Genomic DNA, 19,242 nt, shown 5'->3' on the forward strand with positions numbered 1-19,242 from the left:
CTCAAAATGCAAATAACCTTTCTGGACCTCAAATAACAAGGATATTCCCGATAAACTCGCTGATGTACCACGGCATTGTTAGCGCGGAAAATGCCTATTTTGGGTTGGAAAAAGTGCAGACCGACCATGACTTTGCTGATCAGGTCTGGAGCTACTTTGCAACGGGAACCCAGCTACAAGAGCTTTACATCACGCCGTCCATGTTAAATAACAACAAATGGGATACGCTGGCGACCGCCGCTAAATGGTCACGGAAAAATAGCGATGTGCTGGTTGATACCCATTGGATTGGCGGTGACCCTACTGCACTGGAAGTTTATGGCTGGGCCTCATGGAATAAAGATAAAGCGGTATTTGGATTGCGTAATCCATCCGACAAAGAACAAAGTTACTATTTAGATCTAACTAAAAACTTCGAAACTCCGAGCGGCGAAGCAACGAGCTTCACACTTAAGAGGGTATATGGCACCAATGCAACTCTGCCGCTCGATTACAGTAAGCCGGTGATTGTTACGCTAAAACCACTGGAAACACTCGTCATCGAAGCAACACCGATGACTAATATGAAGTAACGCCCCTATCAGACCTGTCGTGATAATGCCGCCCGTTCTATCACGAAGGGGCGGTATCCGCTTCCAGCTTAATCAAATAGACCAACGCTTGTTCTCGGGTATCAGCACACATCTCCCGCAATGCTTGTAAGCTGGCACATACTGCCGGGCGTGAAGGGGAATGAAAAATGGCGCAACGCATAGTCTCATCCAAATGCAGACAACGGGTATTGGCAGGCTTACCGAATGGCATACCGGGGATCGGGCTGGAAATAGAAGGAGCAATACAGCAGGCACCGCAATCTGAGCGACAGTCCATCAGCAGGCTCCTGTAGGCTGGTGGAATAACAGCAGACAATAGCAATCACCCCCATTAACTACCAGCACTATCCTTGCCCGGCGGTTTAATAACCGATCCATGCCATAGGCGGTGCTTTTCACCTCCGCACCATCAGTTCACTTTTTAACCGTTAAAATCCCAATTTGTACGATATTCAATCACAAGTTAATCCCATCACCAGACTAATCACTGATCATATGATCGGCATGAGTATATTCGTCTGTTTACAGAACCCTCACCAGCATGTACCATTAAGCTAGTACAAAAGAACCACTAACCTATTATTTATAGCCCGCGTCATTAACGTTACAGCAAGACAACAAATTCTGCTGTAGCGGCAAGGATGAAGGATATTTGGAGTTACCGATGTCGATGGATGTATCCCAACCGTTATCACGCCCTTCCGTCCTTGGCGGGGCGATGATAGTCGCCGGAACCGCTGTAGGGGCGGGGATGTTCTCAATCCCAATCGTCACAGCCGGGGTATGGTTCAGCGGCTCAGTAATACTGCTGATTTATACCTGGGCTTGTATGCTGATTTCTGGCTTGATGATTTTGGAAGCTAACCTGAACTACCCCACCGGGGCCAGCTTTCACACCATGGTACAAGACCTGCTGGGTAAGATCTGGAGTTCCATCAATGGATTGTCGATAACCTTTGTGCTCTACATCCTGACCTACGCTTATATCTCCGCCGGTGGCTCAATCATTTCTCACACCCTACAAAATGTCGTGGGGATTGGTCAGACCGGTGCTGGCTTTATCTTTGTGTTATTGGTCGCATTTATCGTTTGGTTATCGACCCGCGCAGTGGATCGCTTAAGTACGATATTAATCGGCGGAATGGTAATTACATTTGTCATGTCGGTTGGTGACATGTTTAGCCATGTACAAAGTGCCGTTCTATTCAATCAAACTGATAGCAGCGCCCGCTATTTACCTTATGCACTGGCCGCACTGCCCTACTTGCTGACCTCATTTGGTTATCACGGTAATGTACCGGGGCTGGTGAAGTACTACCACAAAGACAGCAAAGCAGTGGTGCGCAGTCTGCTGTACGGCACCCTGATCGCGTTAATCATTTATGTCCTATGGCAGTATGCTATTCAAGGTAATATCGCCCGTGACGCCTTCAAACAGGTGATTGCTGACGGTGGCAACATCGGTAGCCTGCTAAAACAGATGGACACCATTTCGACCAGTCAGGCCACCAGCCAGTTACTCAATGCTTTCTCTTATATGGCGCTGGCTAGCTCATTCCTTGGGGTATCTCTGGGGTTGTTTGATTATATTGCCGACTTCTTTAAATTTAGTGATACCCGTAACGGGCGGACTAAATCAGCACTGATCACTTTTGTGCCACCGACCCTCGGTGCACTGCTGTTCCCGAATGGCTTCTTATATGCCATTGGATTTGCCGGTTTAGCGGCTACCATTTGGGCGGTAATAGTGCCAGCGCTGATGGCGCGGGCCAGCCGTAAACGCTTCCCACAGGCTGTTTATCGTGCTCCCGGCGGGCGTTTGATGATTGGTTTTATCATCCTGTTTGGTTTGATCAATGCCATTACCCATATTGCCGCACTATTGGGCTGGTTACCGGTCTATCAATAGGGTCATTTTTACACGGGAATAACCCTCTTTTTAGCGCTATCTCCAAAGCGTTTACTGTTGCCGCCAGGCCGCAAGCGAATAGCCCCAGCGACTTCAAATATGGAGGCGATATTTGCTTGCCTGAAACTGGCGGCGCGAGTAACTTGTCGCAACTTATCTTCAATCCTGATTGGCGGTTAATAAATGGCTAGAGCTAACGAAATAAAACGTGGTATGGCGGTCAACCTCAACGGCAAGTTACTGCTGGTGAAAGATATTGATGTGCAAAGCCCAAGCGCCCGTGGCGCAAGTACCCTGTATAAAATGCGGTTTTCTGATGTGCGGACCGGTTTAAAAGTTGAAGAGCGTTTTAAAGGCGATGAGATCCTCGATACCATCACCCTGACCCGCCGATCAGTGAATTTCTCTTACATCGATGGCGACGAATACGTCTTTATGGATGATGAAGATTTCACCCCTTATAACTTCAAAAAAGAACAGATCGAAGAAGAACTGTTATTTATTCCTGAAGGGGGCATGCCAGGCATGCAGGTTCTGACGATGGATGGTCAATTATTGGCGCTGGAATTGCCGCAGACTGTTGATATGGAAATTGTTGATACCGCCCCAAGCATCAAAGGCGCATCGGCCAGTGCTCGCAACAAACCTGCTGTGATGAGCACCGGCTTATCTATTCAGGTGCCGGAATATATCAGCCCGGGTGAGAAAATCCGTATTCATATTGCGGAACGCCGTTATATGGGCCGCGCTGAATAATACCCAATACTCTTAATTTTTCAATATGTTAAGAGCCGGGAAACCGGCCCTTAACTGTTTTATACCCTATAGATTTCAAGATGCAGGAAGGCGGCAAGCAAGATAACCCCGATGAGCTTACATAAGTAAGTGATTCGGGTTATTGAGTGCAGCCAACACACCTGCAGTTTGAAAGATGGCGGGTTATTTTAGTTCAGGGAAGAACGCCCGTTTCAGCGCCAACTCCACACCACGCACCTCAGCTAACCCTTTCAAACGGCCAATCGCCGAATAGCCCGGATTGGTTTTCTTATGCAAATCATCCAGCATCTGATGACCGTGGTCTGGGCGCATCGGGATCGGACGCATATCACCGGCAGCCTGACGGCGTTGCTCTTCGGTCAAGATGGCTTTGACGACGGAATACATGTCCACATCGCCTTGCAGATGGCCGCCTTCATGGAAGGTCTTTGGGTTCCCTTCGCGGCAGGTCGAGCGTAAATGCGTAAAATGAATACGATCACCAAAGGTTTCGATCATCTTCACCAGATCGTTGTCAGCCCGCACCCCATAAGAGCCGGTGCACATAGTAAAACCGTTATGAATACTATCAACTGTCTCTTTCAGCCACTGCATATCTTCAATGGTGGAAACAATCCGCGGTAGGCCAAGGATTGGGCGCGGTGGATCATCGGGATGTACCGCCATACGCAGACCAACCTGTTCGGCAACCGGTATAATGGCTTGCAGAAAGTAAGCCATATTTTCACGCAGTTGCGCTTTATCGATGCCGTTATACTCCGCCAAACGTGCACGGAATTGATCCAGTGTATAACCTTCTTCAGCCCCCGGCAGACCAGCAATAATATTGCCCGTCAGCTTGGCGATATCCGCTTCAGTCATCGCATCGAAGTAATCTGCTGCCTGCGCCTGTTCTTCCGCAGTGTAATCATTCACCGCACCAGGGCGTTTAAGGATATGCAGTTCGAAGGTAGCAAAGGCTATCTGATCGAAACGTAATGCTTTGGAACCATCTGGCAGTTGATATTCCAGATCTGTGCGTGTCCAGTCGAGCACTGGCATAAAGTTATAGCACACGGTATCAATACCGCAGGCCGCCAGATTACGTAGCGTTTGCTGATAATTTTCAATATGTTGCTGATAGTTGCCGCTGTGCGTTTTGATCTCTTCATGAATCGGGACACTTTCAACTACCGACCACACCAAACCTTTAGCGGCAAGCTCTGCCTGACGTTGCTTGATCTCACTCACCGGCCATACTTCACCATTCGGGATGTGATGTAATGCTGTCACTACTCCAGTTGCACCCGCCTGACGGATATCATCCAGCGACACCGGATCATGCGGGCCATACCAACGCCATGTTTGTTCCATTTATTTTTACCTTCTCTGCGTAAACTGTTCAGGTGCTAAAAATGTTGTTATACCGATTTCCAAGAGGTATCACTCAGCTTTATCCTTACTTTTTAACCGCCGGGTGTCAAAAAGCAAAACCTCATTGGTTGATCCACCTCACGAATATAACCAATATTGGACTTACCAATTTTATTTTCTGTCATATGGCTTTACACTGCAAGCCGATATTCATGGCAACGAGCAAAAGAAAATGGTCAGTATGGTGTGGCTTCTTTCCTACAAACAGCCGACTAAAACTGGTCTAACAACTTTTTATTTGCCACCTTTTATGTCAGCCCCTTTGTAATAATCGTGGGGTGAATGATTTTGGAGCCACGTATGAACACCATTGCCAACAGCCCCCTTCCCTCAACCGTACAGCAGCCTACTTATGATAGAACAGCACTGAAAAGCCGCATTGTTCACATTGGCTTTGGTGCATTTCATCGCGCCCATCAAGCGCTGCTCACTGACCGGGTGTTAAATAAACAAGGGGGCGACTGGGGTATTTGCGAAGTCAGCTTGTTTGGTGGCGACGTTTTGATTCAAAATTTACGCCAACAGAATCATCTCTTCTCAGTGCTGGAAAAAGGGGCGCAAGGTAATCAGGCCATTATTGTCGGTTCGGTTTGCGAGTCAGTCCATGCCCGATTAGATGGCATCATCCAAGTATTGGAAAAATTGGCCGAACCACAAGTGGCGATTGTCTCACTGACGATTACTGAGAAAGGTTACTGCATCGAACCGGGTAGCGGCCAATTGGATCTGCAAAATGAGTTTATCCGCGCAGATCTGGCGATACCCGATGCGCCAACCTCCGCCCCCGGTATTCTGGTAGAAGCCCTGCGCTTACGTCGCTCACGCGGCCTACCCCCTTTTACTGTGCTTTCTTGCGATAATATTCCAGAAAATGGCCATGTCGTGAAAAATGCCGTCCTCGGCCTGGCTATGGCCCGAGACCCAGAACTGGCTAGTTGGATCAGTCAACATGTCACCTTCCCTAATACTATGGTCGACCGTATTGTTCCAGCCGCCACCGCTGAAACCTTGCAACAAATTGCCGATACCCTGAGCGTAGCAGACCCTTGTGGTATTGCTTGTGAGCCGTTCATTCAGTGGGTAGTTGAAGATAAATTTGTCGCGGGCCGCCCGGACTGGGAAGTGGCTGGAGTGCAATTGGTCGATGATGTCTTGCCATTCGAAGAAATGAAGCTGCGCATGTTAAATGGCAGCCACTCATACCTCTCCTATCTGGGTTATCTCGCCGGTTATCAACATATTAATGATTGTATGGCCGACAGTAACTATCGCCTCACCGCCCGTCGCCTGATGATGGATGAACAAGCCCCAACCTTGCGCGTCACCGGGGTGGATCTTAATGCCTATGCTGATCAATTGATTGAGCGCTACAGCAACCCGGCGTTAAAACATCGCACCTGGCAAATTGCCATGGACGGTAGCCAAAAATTACCACAACGGATGCTCGATTCCGTGCGTTGGCATTTACAACATGGCGGCGCTTATCGCTGTCTGGCATTAGGTATCGCCGGTTGGATGCGCTATGTAGGTGGGATCGACGATAACGGCCAGGCCATAGATATCCGTGATCCGATGGCTGACAGTTTTAAAAAATGTGTCGCCAGCAGTGAAGATGGCGTTGCCCGGGTACAGAGTTTGCTATCACTGAAGTCGCTGTTTGGTGAGTCCTTACCACAGCAGCCGGTATTTGTTGATGCAGTCACCGAGGCTTACCTCAGCTTGCAACAATTTGGCGCGAAAGAGAGTGTAAAACGTTTGGCGCAGCAGGATTAATTTAGCGCACTCACAGGATGAGCCTCAAGAGTGAGGCTCATTAATTCCAATCGAGTTAGTGAGCGCAGCCAACACCGCTGCAGCTTCAAGGCCGAAGGGTTTACCCAAAGTCATTGGAGGTGCAGGTAGGCGGCAAGCAAATGCATCCCGATGAGCTTACTCAAGTAAGTGATTCGGGTAAGTGAGCGCAGCCAACACCGCTGCAACTTCAAGGCCGAAGGGTAAATTATTCGTCAAGCTGGTACGGCGCAGACTCAAACAAATAACCATCAAAATCAGGATGGTTGGCATCTGAAAGCTCGAGCAGTTTTAGTTTTACATTTTCCAAGTGCTGCCACATGGCTTGCTTAGCCGCTTTGCTGTCACGGCGTAACACAGCTTGCAAGATTTTCTGATGGTCTTCTAACCACTGCCAACGGTAGCTGAAATCCAGGGTGTGACGGTGAGCAACCTGCCACATGGCGCTGGTTTTGCGCGCTTGCCAGGCCTCTGTAACCATATTGGCTAGCACGCTATTTTGCGTCGATTGTGCCAGTAGGCAATGAAACAACTCATCAGCGCTTTCATCCACTGCCCCCGCAGCCAGTGCAGTCTTTTCCTGCTCGATGGCGTGACGCATTTTGATGATATCGGTTTTGGTCGCCTGCATGGCAGCAAAAGCGGCGACTTCGCTTTCCAGTAATTGGCGGGCTTGCAGTAATTCAAATGGGCCGTAACCACTATCAGAGGTCACTGCGGATTCACCGTTTGCTGGCATATCGGGCACGTTAACCACATAGACGCCAGAACCTTTGCGTACCTCCACCAATTTTTCCAGCTCCAGCATAATCAGTGCTTCACGAACCACACTGCGACTGACACTGAAATTTTCGGCGATGTCACGTTCAGGCGGTAAACGATCGCCTAAGTTGTATTGCCCGCTGACAATCGCCTCACGCAATTGACTGCCCACTTCCTGATATAACCGCATAACCTTATTTCCTGCATCAGGTATTGGCGTGACTAATACCAAATTGGCCTGACCAAAGGGTGTCTGAATGAGGGTTAGTATATCATGTGGTCGAACAATATCATTGTAGCCAAACAAGATGATTTCATTTGAATCGCATCATCCATCTAACACGGCTTATCACTGTGATAAGCCGTGCTTGTAGGAATACGTCATATTGTTTGAATATATTAGAGATAAGTGACGGTGAAAATTCCCAGACTACGCTGCGGGTTCAACCATTCCAGATGAGAAGAAGCTAAATTACCAGGTAAACGGGCAGTGAGAGGCATATTAGCAGAAACAACTTGCCGTTGAGTCAATGTCTCACCATTACGATAACAGCGTGTTGTAATGATACTCTCGATGAAAGCGGTATCACATGGACTATCTACAATAGCACCAAAAAATGTAATTGTTCCTGTAGCAGACCGGGTAGATTGCGCACTACTTGCAGCAAAGGAGACTATCCATGAAAACATTATTGCTACGATAATTAGCACTCGAAAATTCATCATAACCACCTCGACTCTCATATCTGTCATTTTAAATGATAGAGGATTCCAGCCAGAGCGATGGGAATGAGCGAGCATTTTTTATTGCCCGACTCCGTTTATAACTCACTAAGATTCCTCGTAGAAGTGAATTATATTGCTTAGTCTTGCAACGCTATTAGGCGAGGTTCCTAACATACCTAGGAAATTGTCTGCCTTTTAGCCTTTTTCGTTTAATAATAAGCTTGGCTGGTGTTATATCCTCTTCTGATAACATCGACACCTTTGAGCCTTTTCTTGAGAGGTTATTGAAAATAAATTTACGGTAGGAGACCTCTGATGACAAAAACGAACTTGATTACTGGCTTTTTGGGGTGCGGTAAGACCACCACCATTCGCCATTTATTGTCACAAAAACCGCAAAATGAAAAATGGGCGGTACTGGTTAATGAATTTGGTGAGATTGGTATTGATGGTGCGCTATTAGCAGACAGCGGTGCGGTATTAAAAGAAATACCGGGCGGGTGCATGTGTTGTGTTAATGGGTTACCGATGCAAGTGGGTTTGAATATGCTGCTACAGCAGGCAAAACCGGATCGGTTATTAATCGAACCGACTGGGTTGGGCCATCCAAAACAGATCTTGTCTTTATTAACCTCCGATATTTACCAACCCTGGATTGACCTGCGTGCCACCCTCTGTCTGGTCGATGCCCGCCAGTTAAGTGAACCGCGTTATACCGAAAATGAGAACTTCCGCGACCAACTGGCGGCCGCAGATATCATCGTGGCAAATAAGCAGGATACCTACACCTCACAAGACTACAGTGCATTGCAGCAATGGCATGACCGCCAATCCATGCCACGTCCACTCTATTATGCAGAACAAGGAAAGGTAGATGCGGCCCTGCTTGATATCCCACACAGTAATAATAATGAATTGCCTGACGGTACCCATCACCACGGTTCAGGGCGACCAAAAGGCTTGGCGGCGCTCCGTTTAAAAGGGATCGAACCTTGGCGGCGGGCGCTGAATCAGGGGCAAGGTTATCAGAGCTGTGGTTGGGTATTTAATGCTGAGACAGTGTTTGATACGGTTCCATTGTTGGAATGGATACGGTTAAATCCAGTGGAGCGGGTCAAAGGTGTTATGCGTATTGCCGAAGGCACTTTGGTGGTTAACCGGCAAGGTGCTGACTTGCAAATAGAAACACGTCAAATAGCACCACTGGACAGCCGAATTGAACTGATTAGTGCCTCTGAAGCGGATTGGAACATGCTACAGCATCAATTACTGACTATCAGACTACATAAAGGGGTATGATATACCTCGATTTTTATTTGTTACACAATTCATACATTGATAATTTATAGGCCCCGCATGACTCGGCGTAATTTACCGACAATACTACTGCTCAATTTTCTTGGGATTGCTTTGTTCTTATCTTGGTATATCCCGGCGCACCATGGCGTTTGGTTTAAAATAGACTCGGCAATATTCTTCTATTTTAACCAGCACTTGCTGTCCAGCACGTCATTTCTGCATTGGGTGGCTATCACCAACAACCGGATTTTCGATGTTATTTCCCTTATATCTATGGGGCTGCTTTATTTGTACTTCTATATGAAGGAAACCCCCGCGGGTCGTCGCCGCCTGATAGTCACCGGATTTGTTATGCTATTAACTGCGGTGGTCCTCAATCAACTAGGCCATCTGCTGCCTGTTTCGCATCCCAGCCCGACACTAACGTTTGAAAATATAAATCGCGTCAGTGAATTAACCGGTATTCCAACCAAAGATGCCTCCAGTGATAGTTTCCCTGGCGACCATGGCATGATGCTGATGATCTTTGCCTGCTTTATGCTGCGCTATTTTTCCCGCAGTGCTTTTGCCATTGCCCTACTGATCGTCGTTATTTTTTCAATGCCACGGGTGATGATTGGCGCGCATTGGTTTACTGACATTGCGGTCGGCTCACTGTCGATAGTGCTGGTTGGGATAAGCTGGGTATTGCTGACGCCATTAAGTGACAAGATAATTGATGTAATTAACCGGAATCTGCCAGGGGCAAAAAGCCAATAGCGTTATTGGCTTTATATTAAGGCAAAAAAGTCCATTTTTTGCCTTTCTCTTACCTTAACCTTTTCCTTCATTTATTGTTACCAAACGGCTACAAATCCAGCTATCCACTTTTAATCTGAAATTTTACATTATGTTACATAACCTTTAGCTATAATAATGGATGTAAAAGGTCTCGCCTTTTATTAATCATTACGGTAATCTCGAAAACGTTTGTGTTCGGATTTGGGTCATTCGCCTCTTGCATGATTAATATTGTGCGTTCTAGCACAGTTATTCAGTTAAGTGATTGTCTAATCGGATCTCAATCAATAATCTCGATTCGTTTGGTTTTTTTGGTAGCGACATCCGTCGTAAGGACAGCAAGGGAAAACAACAACAATGGTCAAGTCTCAACCTATTATGAGATATATTCTGCGGGTAATTCCTGCGGTTGCAGCAGCGGTAATGTTATCCGCGTGTAGTTCATCACAGACTTCGAACTTACATAATGCGCAAACTGAGATGCGTGCAGTTAATGACAAAGATGGGCTTTTACTGCAAGCCTCTCAGGATGAATTCGAAGCGATGGTACGCAACGTTGACGTCAAGTCGAAGATTTTAGAACAGTATGCAGGGTGGAAGGGGGTTCGTTATCGTTTAGGCGGTAGCAGCAAACGCGGTATTGATTGCTCCGCATTTGTACAAACCACTTTCCGTGAACAATTTGGTATGGATTTGCCACGCTCAACCTCTGAGCAGCAGGATCTTGGCAAAACAATCCAACGAACTAAATTGCGCCCCGGTGATTTGGTGCTGTTCCGTGCAGGTTCGACTGGCCGCCATGTAGGTATCTACTTAGGTAACGATAAATTTGTGCATGCATCGACCAGTGTCGGTGTGACGATATCGAGCCTAAATGAAGATTATTGGAATAAGCGTTATCGCGATGGCCGTCGTGTCCTAAGTAGCGGTTCGCGCAGTTAGCTGATTTTTATTCCTGTTGTCCGAGATACCAAACGAAACTGTAAAACGCTGCCATTGGCAGCGTTTTTTATTGTCTGAACATACCTCCTTATCCCTCCGCTACCAGCCCAATTTCCGGTCAATTTGTAGGAAACCTCCTTTTTTGGCTGGGGGGCGCGAAATCCAAGAATTTTCTGTGTAAGATAATTCCCGCTTAGTTGAGACTTTTCTGGCGATCAGAGATCTTTACCAACGATTTATCCTTATAAAATTATATAGGTCGTGTTAATAAGCTGGGGATTTGTTTTATCGAAGCATATTGCCAAAAATATATCGGTATAAATGAACGCTGCTTGTTTCAGTTATTTGATGCATTTAAACCGCATCTTTTATTTATATTGAATCGAGATTCAATTGGATCGGCTAATTACTGTTAACCCTGCGCATTGGCAAACTGGTAGCGTTGCGTTGCTAACTTAACTTATACTCATAACACTTTATCGATCATGCTGAGGAGCGGCGTAACATGGGTTCAAACAGTGCGTTCTCCCGCAATATTTTATCCAGACGCCATCTTGTAAAAAAAAGTGTCATCCTCGCACTCTGTTTTTTTATTTGCTTTGTCGTTATTACTTTGTCATTACTTTATCGCAGTAGTGAACGTAAATTAACAACACAAAGTGATCATATTATCTCCTACGCCTCCCAGTTTCTAAATGAACTGACTACCACTATGTCTCAACTTATCCCGCTAAGTGACAAAAGTTGTGAGCAAGCCAGCCCGGCACTCCACTATCGGGCTGCATTTACTAATGGTGTCAGAGCATTTTTATTGGTTAGAGACAGTATCGCTTATTGCTCTTCAGCAACAGGTGATATGCAAGTCGCTGTCAGTGCGCTATATCCTAAAATAAACTTACATCAGCCGTTGGACTTTAAAATTCAGCAAGGCACCCCCATGATGCCCAGTAAACCGGCGGTCGGGGTGTGGTTGCGTGAAGCTGGGCGCGGCAATACCGGTGTATTGGCGACATTAGAATTAACCTTACACCCTTATTTATTGCTGAATTATTCAGATAATCAAGTCAACGGCTTAGCCATTATTATTGATGAATTAGCGGTAACAACTTTTGACTCTAAAGTCTTACCTATCAGCCAGCTACCGGCACGCGCCTCGCGTGAGATCCAGCTACCGGGCTACCCGATTAAAATATTGATTTATCATACTAGCCTGACAGCTGATGACATTCGCATGACCCTATTAGGAGGGCTATTACTTGCCGGTCTGGTCGGAATCCTTGCTTATTATATTTTAATTGCCAGCCAGAGTGCTGAAGCTGAAATTTTGCGCGGTATTCGACGCGGCGAATTCTTCGTTGAATATCAACCAGTATTTCGTTCACATGATCGTTCATTATCTGGCCTTGAAGCGCTTATTCGTTGGCACCATCCTATTGAAGGGCGCATATCCCCGGATCTTTTTATTCCCTATGCGGAAGCTCAACATCTGATTCAGCCATTAACCCGGCATCTATTTGAGTTAATCATCAAAGACAGTGAATTAATGGCAGACCACCTTCCGGCTGGGACTAAACTGGCCTTTAATATTTCCCCTGTCCATCTTGCTGATGATAACTTCCGCAAAGATGTTTCTCAGATGTTAAAGCAATTAAATACGGATATCTTGGCACCAGTATTCGAGATTACCGAGCGTGGTATGGTTGAAGAAGAGCTCGCTATTAAACAATTTGCCTGGCTGCGTTCTCAGGGGATACAAATTGCTGTCGATGATTTTGGTACCGGTCATAGCGCCCTGATCTATTTAGAACGTTTTACTTTAGATTATATTAAAATTGATCGTGGTTTTGTCAGCACCATCGGCATTAATACCGTAGCAGCACCGGTATTAGACGCAGTACTGATGCTGGCAAATAAACTCAATATTGAAACCGTCGCTGAAGGCGTTGAAACAGAGCAACAGCTCCAGTATTTGGCACATCATGGCGTAAACTACTTACAAGGTTACTTACTCAGCAAACCATTATCTGTTAAAGATCTCGTCGTATTTTATAATAAAAAATAGTAACAAAAAACCATATTCAAAGTAATTGACGTTGCGGTCTGACTGCGCATACACAGCTCGAATGAGCTGATTCGAGTAAGTTATTTGGCTTAATGTTTGCTTTAATCCCCTGCAAACTGGTAATTTCGTTTAAGATTATTATTATCAGAATGAAACGCAGGAGCTTACCGCCAATATGTTGCCACGCCTATTTGCTGCCTTGGTACTTTCAGCCCTGAGTTTTGGCCTACAGGCTGAAACCATCAAAGAAGGCGTCTCTTTTGCCATACTGGGTGAACCTAAGTATTCATCCGATTTCAGCCATTTTGATTACGTCAATCCAGCCGCCCCAAAGGGTGGGGATATCACGCTATCGGCCATTGGTACCTTTGATAACTTTAACCGTTATGCATTGCGCGGTAATCCGGCGATACGCACTGAACGGCTGTATGACTCACTATTTGGTACCTCTGACGATGAGATTGGCAGCTACTATCCATTAATTGCCGAGTCCGCACGTTTTGCGCCTGACTTACACTGGATTGAAGTCGATATAAATCCACGTGCCCGTTTTCATGATGATACCCCTATTACCGCACAGGATGTCGCCTTCACCTTCAATAAATTTATGACCGAAGGTGTGCCACAATTTCGCATTATTTATAAAGGCGTACAGGTAAAAGCCATTTCCCGGCTGACAGTGCGTTTTGAATTCCCGGAACCGAATAAAGATAAAATGTTAGGTTTGTTTGGCTTACCGGTGATGCCTGCTCATTTCTGGCAAAACCATAAACTGAGTGATCCGCTGAGCAAGCCCCCGGTTGGCAGCGGCCCTTATCGCATCGGCAAATATAAGATGGGCCAGTTTATTACCTATGAACGGGTGAGAGATTACTGGGCAGCCAATCTGCCGGTTAACCGCGGCCAATATAATTTTGATACCATCCGCTACGACTACTATCTGGATGATAAAGTCGCCTTGGAAGCCTTTAAAGCCGGTGCATTCGATTTCCGTGAGGAAACCTCACCGAAGAGCTGGGCGACACAATATGTCGGGGGCAATTTTGCGAAAAACTATATCGCCAAGCAGGATATTGTCGACAACTCGGCACAAAATACCCGATGGTTGGCATTTAACGTTCAGCGCCCGATTTTTAGCGATCGGCGAGTTCGCCAGGCACTGACGTTAGCTTTTGACTTTGACTGGATGAATAAAGCCTTCTATTTCAATAGTTATCAACGCACCAATAGTTTCTTCCAAAATACTGAATATGCCGCAAAAGGTTATCCCGATAGTGCCGAACTGGCTTGGCTGGGTCCGTTGAAGGGCAAAGTACCACCAGAGGTGTTCACGCAGATTTATCAGCCACCACAAACTGATGGCAGCGGCGATTCACGGGATAATCTGTTAAAAGCACGGGAATTACTCAGCGAAGCAGGCTGGGAAGTGAAAAATCAGCAATTGGTTAACAGTAAAACCGGTAAGCCTTTTGTGTTTGAATTACTGTTACTCAGTGGCAGTAACTTCCAATATGTTCAACCGTTTAAACATAATTTGCAACGTTTGGGCATTACCATGAATATCCGCGAGGTTGACAGCTCTCAGTTTGTTAACCGCCTGCGCAGTCGGGATTACGATATGATCCCGACGGTTTACAGTGCCTTCCCCTACCCTAGCCCAAATCTGCAAATTTGGTGGAGCTCGGCTTATGTCGATTCCAGTTATAACTCCTCCGGGATTAAAGATCCGGCTATTGACCAATTGATCGCAGAGATTATCAAACATCAGGACCAGCCAGAGGCATTACAGTCCCTTGGCCGGGCACTTGATAGGGTATTGACCTGGAACTATCTGATGATTCCGATGTGGTACTCCAACCATGCCCGCTTTGCCTATTGGGATAAATTCTCGATGCCGGCAGACCGCCCCACCTATTCGCTTGGGTTTGATAGCTGGTGGTTTGATGTCAACAAGGCAGCTCGTCTGCCAACAGAACGTCACTAGGGGGCTGCTGTGGGTGGATATCTATTACGGCGACTATTGCTGGTTATTCCCACGCTGTGGGCAATCATTACCATCAACTTTTTTATTGTGCAAATTGCACCGGGTGGGCCAGTTGATCAGGCGATTGCCAATATTGAATTGGGTCACTCCAATGGATTTACCGCCGGTGGCGGTGATGGCGGGCTGGGGGGGGCTAAAGTCGGCCTCAATGCGGCACAAGTGGGTGATAGCAACTATCGCGGTTCACGCGGGTTAGACCCAGAAGTTATTGCCGAAATCAAACAACGCTTTGGTTTTGACAAGCCGCTGCACCAGCGCTATTTCGATATGCTATGGAGCTATGTCCGCTTTGATTTTGGCGACAGCCTGTTCCGGGGTGAATCGGTAATGTCGTTAGTGAAACATAGCCTGCCGGTCTCTATTTCACTTGGGCTATGGAGCACGCTGATTATTTATCTGGTTTCTATTCCATTAGGCATTAAAAAGGCGGTGCGCAATGGCTCAGCTTTTGATACCTGGAGCAGTACTCTCATTATAATCGGGTATGCCATTCCTTCGTTTCTGTTTGCGATTTTACTGGTGGTGTTGTTTTCCGGCGGCAGTTATTTCGATCTATTCCCACTGCGGGGGCTGGTTTCCAGTAACTTTGATACCCTGCCGTGGTACGGCAAAATAACCGACTATTTGTGGCATATCACTTTACCGGTATTGGCTACCGTCATTGGCGGCTTCGCCACACTGACGATGCTGACCAAGAACTCGTTCCTTGACGAAATCCGCAAGCAATATGTGGTGACTGCGCGCGCCAAAGGGTTACCCGAAGAAAAAATTCTGTATCGCCATGTCTTTCGCAACGCCATGTTGTTGGTTATCGCTGGCTTCCCTGCCACCTTTATCAGCATGTTTTTCACCGGGTCGCTGTTGATTGAAGTGATGTTTTCACTCAATGGTTTAGGGCTATTGGGTTATGACGCCACTTTGCAGCGTGATTACCCTGTGATGTTTGGCACTCTTTATATTTTCACCCTGATTGGTTTACTGCTGAATATCCTCAGTGATATCACCTACACCCTGGTTGATCCACGGATTGATTTTGAGGGCCGCCAATAATGATACGGCTAAGTGCTATTAATCAGGCCCGCTGGGCGCGTTTTCGCAATAATCGCCGTGGCTACTGGTCACTGTGGATCTTCCTGACACTGTTTATTATCAGTCTGTTTGCCGAACTGATCGCCAATGACAAACCGCTGCTGGTAAACTATCAGGGCCGAATTTATATGCCTTTTATGACTAATTACAGCGAATCCACTTTTGGTGGGATTTTAACCACGGCGGCAGATTATCAAGACCCTTATGTGATTGGCCGGATTAATGACAATGGCTGGGCCATCTGGGCACCCATACGTTTTAGCAATAACACCATCAATTTTGCGACTGATGTCCCTTTCCCTTCGCCACCTAGCCGGACCAACTTGCTGGGCACCGACAGTACTGGCGGCGATGTCTTAGCCAAAGTCATCTATGGTTTCCGTATCTCGCTGTTATTCGGCCTGACATTAACCCTGTTCTCCAGCGTAATTGGTATCTGTGCTGGCGCGGTACAAGGTTATTACGGCGGCAAAATTGATTTGTGGGGGCAACGATTTATCGAGGTGTGGTCGGGGATGCCAACACTATTTTTAGTGATTCTACTGTCCAGCATCGTCCAACCCAACTTCTGGTGGCTGTTAGCCATCACCGTGCTGTTTGGCTGGATGGGATTAGTGGGTGTGGTGCGGGCAGAATTTCTACGTACCCGAAATTATGACTACATCCGCGCAGCGCGAGCTATGGGAGTGGGTGATCGAGTTATTATGTCGCGCCATATGTTGCCCAATGCCATGGTGGCAACACTAACCTTCCTGCCCTTTATCCTGTGCGGTTCGATAACCACGCTAACTTCACTGGATTTTCTCGGTTTTGGCCTGCCGATGGGGTCACCGTCATTAGGCGGTCTGTTATTAGAAGGTAAAAATAACCTTCAGGCTCCCTGGCTTGGCATCACCGCATTCCTGGTATTGGCAGTGCTGTTATCTCTGTTGATCTTTATCGGCGAAGCAATACGTGACGCCTTTGACCCAAGTAAGGTGTACTGATATGGCGACTTCACCACTTCTGGATATTCAAAATCTCAGTGTTGCATTTCGCCAGGCGAATATTGATCGCGAGGTGGTCAGCGAACTGTCATTGCAAATCAATGCCGGTGAAACACTGGCACTGGTCGGGGAATCGGGTTCGGGCAAGAGTGTCACCGCTTTATCAATATTGCGTTTACTGCCTTCACCACCGGTGGTCTACCCGGGCGGTGATATTCTGTTTGCCGGGCAATCTCTGCTGCATGCCGATGAACCGACGCTGCGAAAAGTGCGCGGCAATCAGATTTCAATGATTTTCCAAGAACCTATGGTGTCACTAAACCCACTGCATACCATTGAAAAACAGTTGGCAGAAGTGTTGTCACTGCACCGCGGTATGCGCCGGGAAGCGGCCAGAGTTGAGATTATTCAATGTCTCGACCGGGTGGGTATTCGTAATGCCAAAGGGCGTTTGGGCGATTTCCCTCATCAACTTTCCGGCGGAGAACGCCAGCGGGTGATGATTGCGATGGCGGTATTGACCCAACCTAAATTACTGATTGCCGATGAACCTACCACAGCGCTGGATGTTTCGGTGCAAGCCCAGATTTTGAGTTTGCTGAAAGAGTTAAAGCAAGAGATGGGCATGAGCTTGCTATTTATCACCCATAACCTGAATATCGTGCGCCGGTTGGCAGATAACGTGGCAGTGATGCGCGAAGGCCGCAAGGTGGAGCAAAATAGCCGTCAGGCGCTGTTTAGTACCCCACAGCACCCCTACACCCGCCAATTATTAGACGCCGAACCACAAGGTGACCCACTGCCCCTCACGCCGGGTCTAAAACCCCTGCTTGAAGTAAAAGGTCTACAGGTGGCGTTTCCTATTAAACGTGGTTTATTACGACGCACCGTTGATTACCATTATGCTTTGCACGATCTTAATTTCACCCTGAATCCCGGTGAGAGCCTTGGTTTGGTGGGCGAATCAGGCTCAGGGAAAAGCACCTCAGGGCTGGCGTTGCTGCGCTTGTTACCCTCAAAAGGTGAGATTTGGTTTAGCGGGCAGCCATTACACAAGTTTACCCCTAAACAGATGCTGCCCTATCGCAGCCGAATTCAGGTGGTATTCCAGGATCCCTACTCAGCGCTAAACCCACGCCTGAATGTGCAGCAGATAATCGCCGAAGGGCTGGAAGTTCATCAAAGACTCAGTGCGGTACATCGTGAACAACGGGTGATTAAAGCGATGGAAGAAGTGGGATTAGATCCGGTCACCCGTTATCGTTATCCAACCGAGTTTTCTGGTGGCCAGCGCCAACGCATTGCCATTGCCCGTGCGTTGATCTTGCAACCGCAGTTACTGATTCTTGATGAACCGACCTCTTCATTGGATAAGTCGGTACAGGCCCAAATTCTGGCTTTGCTGAAATCCCTTCAGCAGCGTTATCAGCTCAGCTATCTGTTTATCAGTCATGACTTGCAGGTAGTGCGATCACTCTGCCATCAGGTGATTGTATTAAGACAAGGCGAGGTAGTAGAACAAGGTGACTGTCAGGCCATATTTGCCGCGCCCCAACAGCAGTATACACAGCAGTTGTTACAATTTGCGGATACGTCAGATTGAGGTCTGGTGCGGGGCATACCCAAGCGCCATGACACCGACCAACGCGCAATAGCGAATTAGAAGGGGTACAAGGCGGTCAGGGTTTCGGCAATGGCGACACCGACATCTTTCAGGCGACACATAGTGGCACTCTCATCCTGAGTGTGAACAAATAGACAAGGCTCGCCTTCCCATTCGACTATCGCGGAATCCACTTGTATCTCTTGTAGAGAGAGGTGGAGCCGCTGCATGATAATCTGCGCATGGCTGCCATCGTGGCTGAGTAACTTCAGCCCCATAAGATCATTATTGCTATCGTCTATCGCCGTCAGTGGTATCGGTTCAACTTTGACCCCGATAAAGCCTGATAACCAACGGTAACTTTGCGGCAGACGATGTACTACCGAAAGTTGGATATTATTCACGTGTTTTTCCTAGTAAAAATAAAAATTCAAAAATTACAAAAGCACCACAATGACTCACACTC

16 protein-coding genes and 1 pseudogene are annotated in these 19,242 nt (G+C 47.1%); 12 read left to right on the forward strand and 5 right to left on the reverse strand.

The genetic code is table 11. From position 1 onward, the window contains the following. Positions 1-41: 41 nt before the first annotated feature. Positions 42-572 (forward strand): annotated as a pseudogene (locus Q2T71_RS13330) (enterotoxin); the annotation flags it as partial. A 40-nt stretch (positions 573-612) separates the two neighbouring features. Here Q2T71_RS13330 and Q2T71_RS13335 read toward each other — a convergent pair. Next, positions 613-870 carry a YkgJ family cysteine cluster protein gene (locus tag Q2T71_RS13335; protein WP_083158365.1) on the reverse strand — a complete coding sequence of 86 codons (258 nt, stop codon included), beginning with the start codon at positions 868-870 and terminating at the stop codon, positions 613-615. A gap of 387 nt (positions 871-1,257) precedes the next feature. Between Q2T71_RS13335 and mtr the strand changes: the two genes are divergently transcribed. Together mtr and yeiP are read left to right on the forward strand one after the other, a co-directional pair. After that, positions 1,258-2,502: a tryptophan permease gene (gene mtr / locus Q2T71_RS13340; RefSeq protein ID WP_372559388.1), complete on the forward strand. Its 1,245-nt coding sequence runs from the start codon at positions 1,258-1,260 to the stop codon at positions 2,500-2,502. Positions 2,503-2,685: 183 nt separating this feature from the next. Then, a complete protein-coding gene (gene yeiP, locus Q2T71_RS13345) occupies positions 2,686-3,258 on the forward strand; it encodes an elongation factor P-like protein YeiP (protein ID WP_005193072.1) in 573 nt (190 codons plus the stop codon). Positions 3,259-3,441: 183 nt separating this feature from the next. Here the strand turns inward: yeiP and uxuA are convergent, their stop codons facing one another. Next, positions 3,442-4,632 (reverse strand): mannonate dehydratase, encoded by a 1,191-nt coding sequence (uxuA, locus tag Q2T71_RS13350; protein WP_372559389.1) that lies wholly within the window; start codon positions 4,630-4,632, stop codon positions 3,442-3,444. A gap of 360 nt (positions 4,633-4,992) precedes the next feature. On the opposite strand from uxuA, the gene Q2T71_RS13355 reads away from it, so the two are divergent. Next, positions 4,993-6,465 carry a mannitol dehydrogenase family protein gene (locus Q2T71_RS13355; protein WP_372559390.1) on the forward strand — a complete coding sequence of 491 codons (1,473 nt, stop codon included), beginning with the start codon at positions 4,993-4,995 and terminating at the stop codon, positions 6,463-6,465. 226 nt (positions 6,466-6,691) lie between these two features. Here Q2T71_RS13355 and Q2T71_RS13360 read toward each other — a convergent pair whose 3' ends face one another. Together Q2T71_RS13360 and Q2T71_RS13365 are read right to left on the reverse strand one after the other, a co-directional pair. Beyond that, a complete protein-coding gene (locus tag Q2T71_RS13360) occupies positions 6,692-7,435 on the reverse strand; it encodes a GntR family transcriptional regulator (protein ID WP_372559391.1) in 744 nt (247 codons plus the stop codon). A 209-nt stretch (positions 7,436-7,644) separates the two neighbouring features. Then, positions 7,645-7,971, reverse strand: a complete 327-nt coding sequence (locus tag Q2T71_RS13365) for a hypothetical protein (RefSeq protein ID WP_083163547.1) — start codon at positions 7,969-7,971, stop codon at positions 7,645-7,647. 315 nt (positions 7,972-8,286) lie between these two features. On the opposite strand from Q2T71_RS13365, the gene Q2T71_RS13370 reads away from it, so the two are divergent. The 8 genes from Q2T71_RS13370 to yejF all read left to right on the forward strand — a co-directional run bounded on the left by Q2T71_RS13370 (position 8,287) and on the right by yejF (position 18,776). Next, a complete protein-coding gene (locus tag Q2T71_RS13370) occupies positions 8,287-9,270 on the forward strand; it encodes a GTP-binding protein (RefSeq protein WP_372559392.1) in 984 nt (327 codons plus the stop codon). Positions 9,271-9,327: 57 nt separating this feature from the next. After that, positions 9,328-10,029: a phosphatase PAP2 family protein gene (locus Q2T71_RS13375; protein WP_372559393.1), complete on the forward strand. Its 702-nt coding sequence runs from the start codon at positions 9,328-9,330 to the stop codon at positions 10,027-10,029. A 378-nt stretch (positions 10,030-10,407) separates the two neighbouring features. After that, complete coding sequence (gene mepS / locus Q2T71_RS13380; protein ID WP_083158357.1) at positions 10,408-10,992, forward strand: bifunctional murein DD-endopeptidase/murein LD-carboxypeptidase; 585 nt, start codon at positions 10,408-10,410, stop codon at positions 10,990-10,992. 505 nt (positions 10,993-11,497) lie between these two features. After that, the gene (locus Q2T71_RS13385) at positions 11,498-13,054 is read left to right on the forward strand and encodes a cyclic di-GMP phosphodiesterase (RefSeq protein ID WP_372559394.1); all 1,557 of its coding nucleotides are present in this window, start codon (positions 11,498-11,500) and stop codon (positions 13,052-13,054) included. 175 nt (positions 13,055-13,229) lie between these two features. Next, a complete protein-coding gene (locus tag Q2T71_RS13390) occupies positions 13,230-15,038 on the forward strand; it encodes an extracellular solute-binding protein (protein WP_372559395.1) in 1,809 nt (602 codons plus the stop codon). A gap of 9 nt (positions 15,039-15,047) precedes the next feature. Beyond that, positions 15,048-16,148 carry a microcin C ABC transporter permease YejB gene (locus Q2T71_RS13395; protein ID WP_372559396.1) on the forward strand — a complete coding sequence of 367 codons (1,101 nt, stop codon included), beginning with the start codon at positions 15,048-15,050 and terminating at the stop codon, positions 16,146-16,148. Further along, the gene (locus Q2T71_RS13400; protein WP_372559397.1) at positions 16,148-17,173 is read left to right on the forward strand and encodes an ABC transporter permease; all 1,026 of its coding nucleotides are present in this window, start codon (positions 16,148-16,150) and stop codon (positions 17,171-17,173) included. Before Q2T71_RS13395 ends, Q2T71_RS13400 begins: the two co-directional genes overlap by 1 nt. Position 17,174: 1 nt before the next feature. Continuing rightward, positions 17,175-18,776: a microcin C ABC transporter ATP-binding protein YejF gene (yejF, locus tag Q2T71_RS13405; protein ID WP_372559398.1), complete on the forward strand. Its 1,602-nt coding sequence runs from the start codon at positions 17,175-17,177 to the stop codon at positions 18,774-18,776. A 56-nt stretch (positions 18,777-18,832) separates the two neighbouring features. Here the strand turns inward: yejF and Q2T71_RS13410 are convergent, their stop codons facing one another. Continuing rightward, positions 18,833-19,180 carry a YejG family protein gene (locus tag Q2T71_RS13410; protein WP_083158351.1) on the reverse strand — a complete coding sequence of 116 codons (348 nt, stop codon included), beginning with the start codon at positions 19,178-19,180 and terminating at the stop codon, positions 18,833-18,835. Positions 19,181-19,242 lie beyond the last annotated feature (62 nt).

This window comes from Yersinia sp. 1652 StPb PI, assembly GCF_041538345.1.
Lineage (GTDB): Bacteria > Pseudomonadota > Gammaproteobacteria > Enterobacterales > Enterobacteriaceae > Yersinia > Yersinia enterocolitica_E.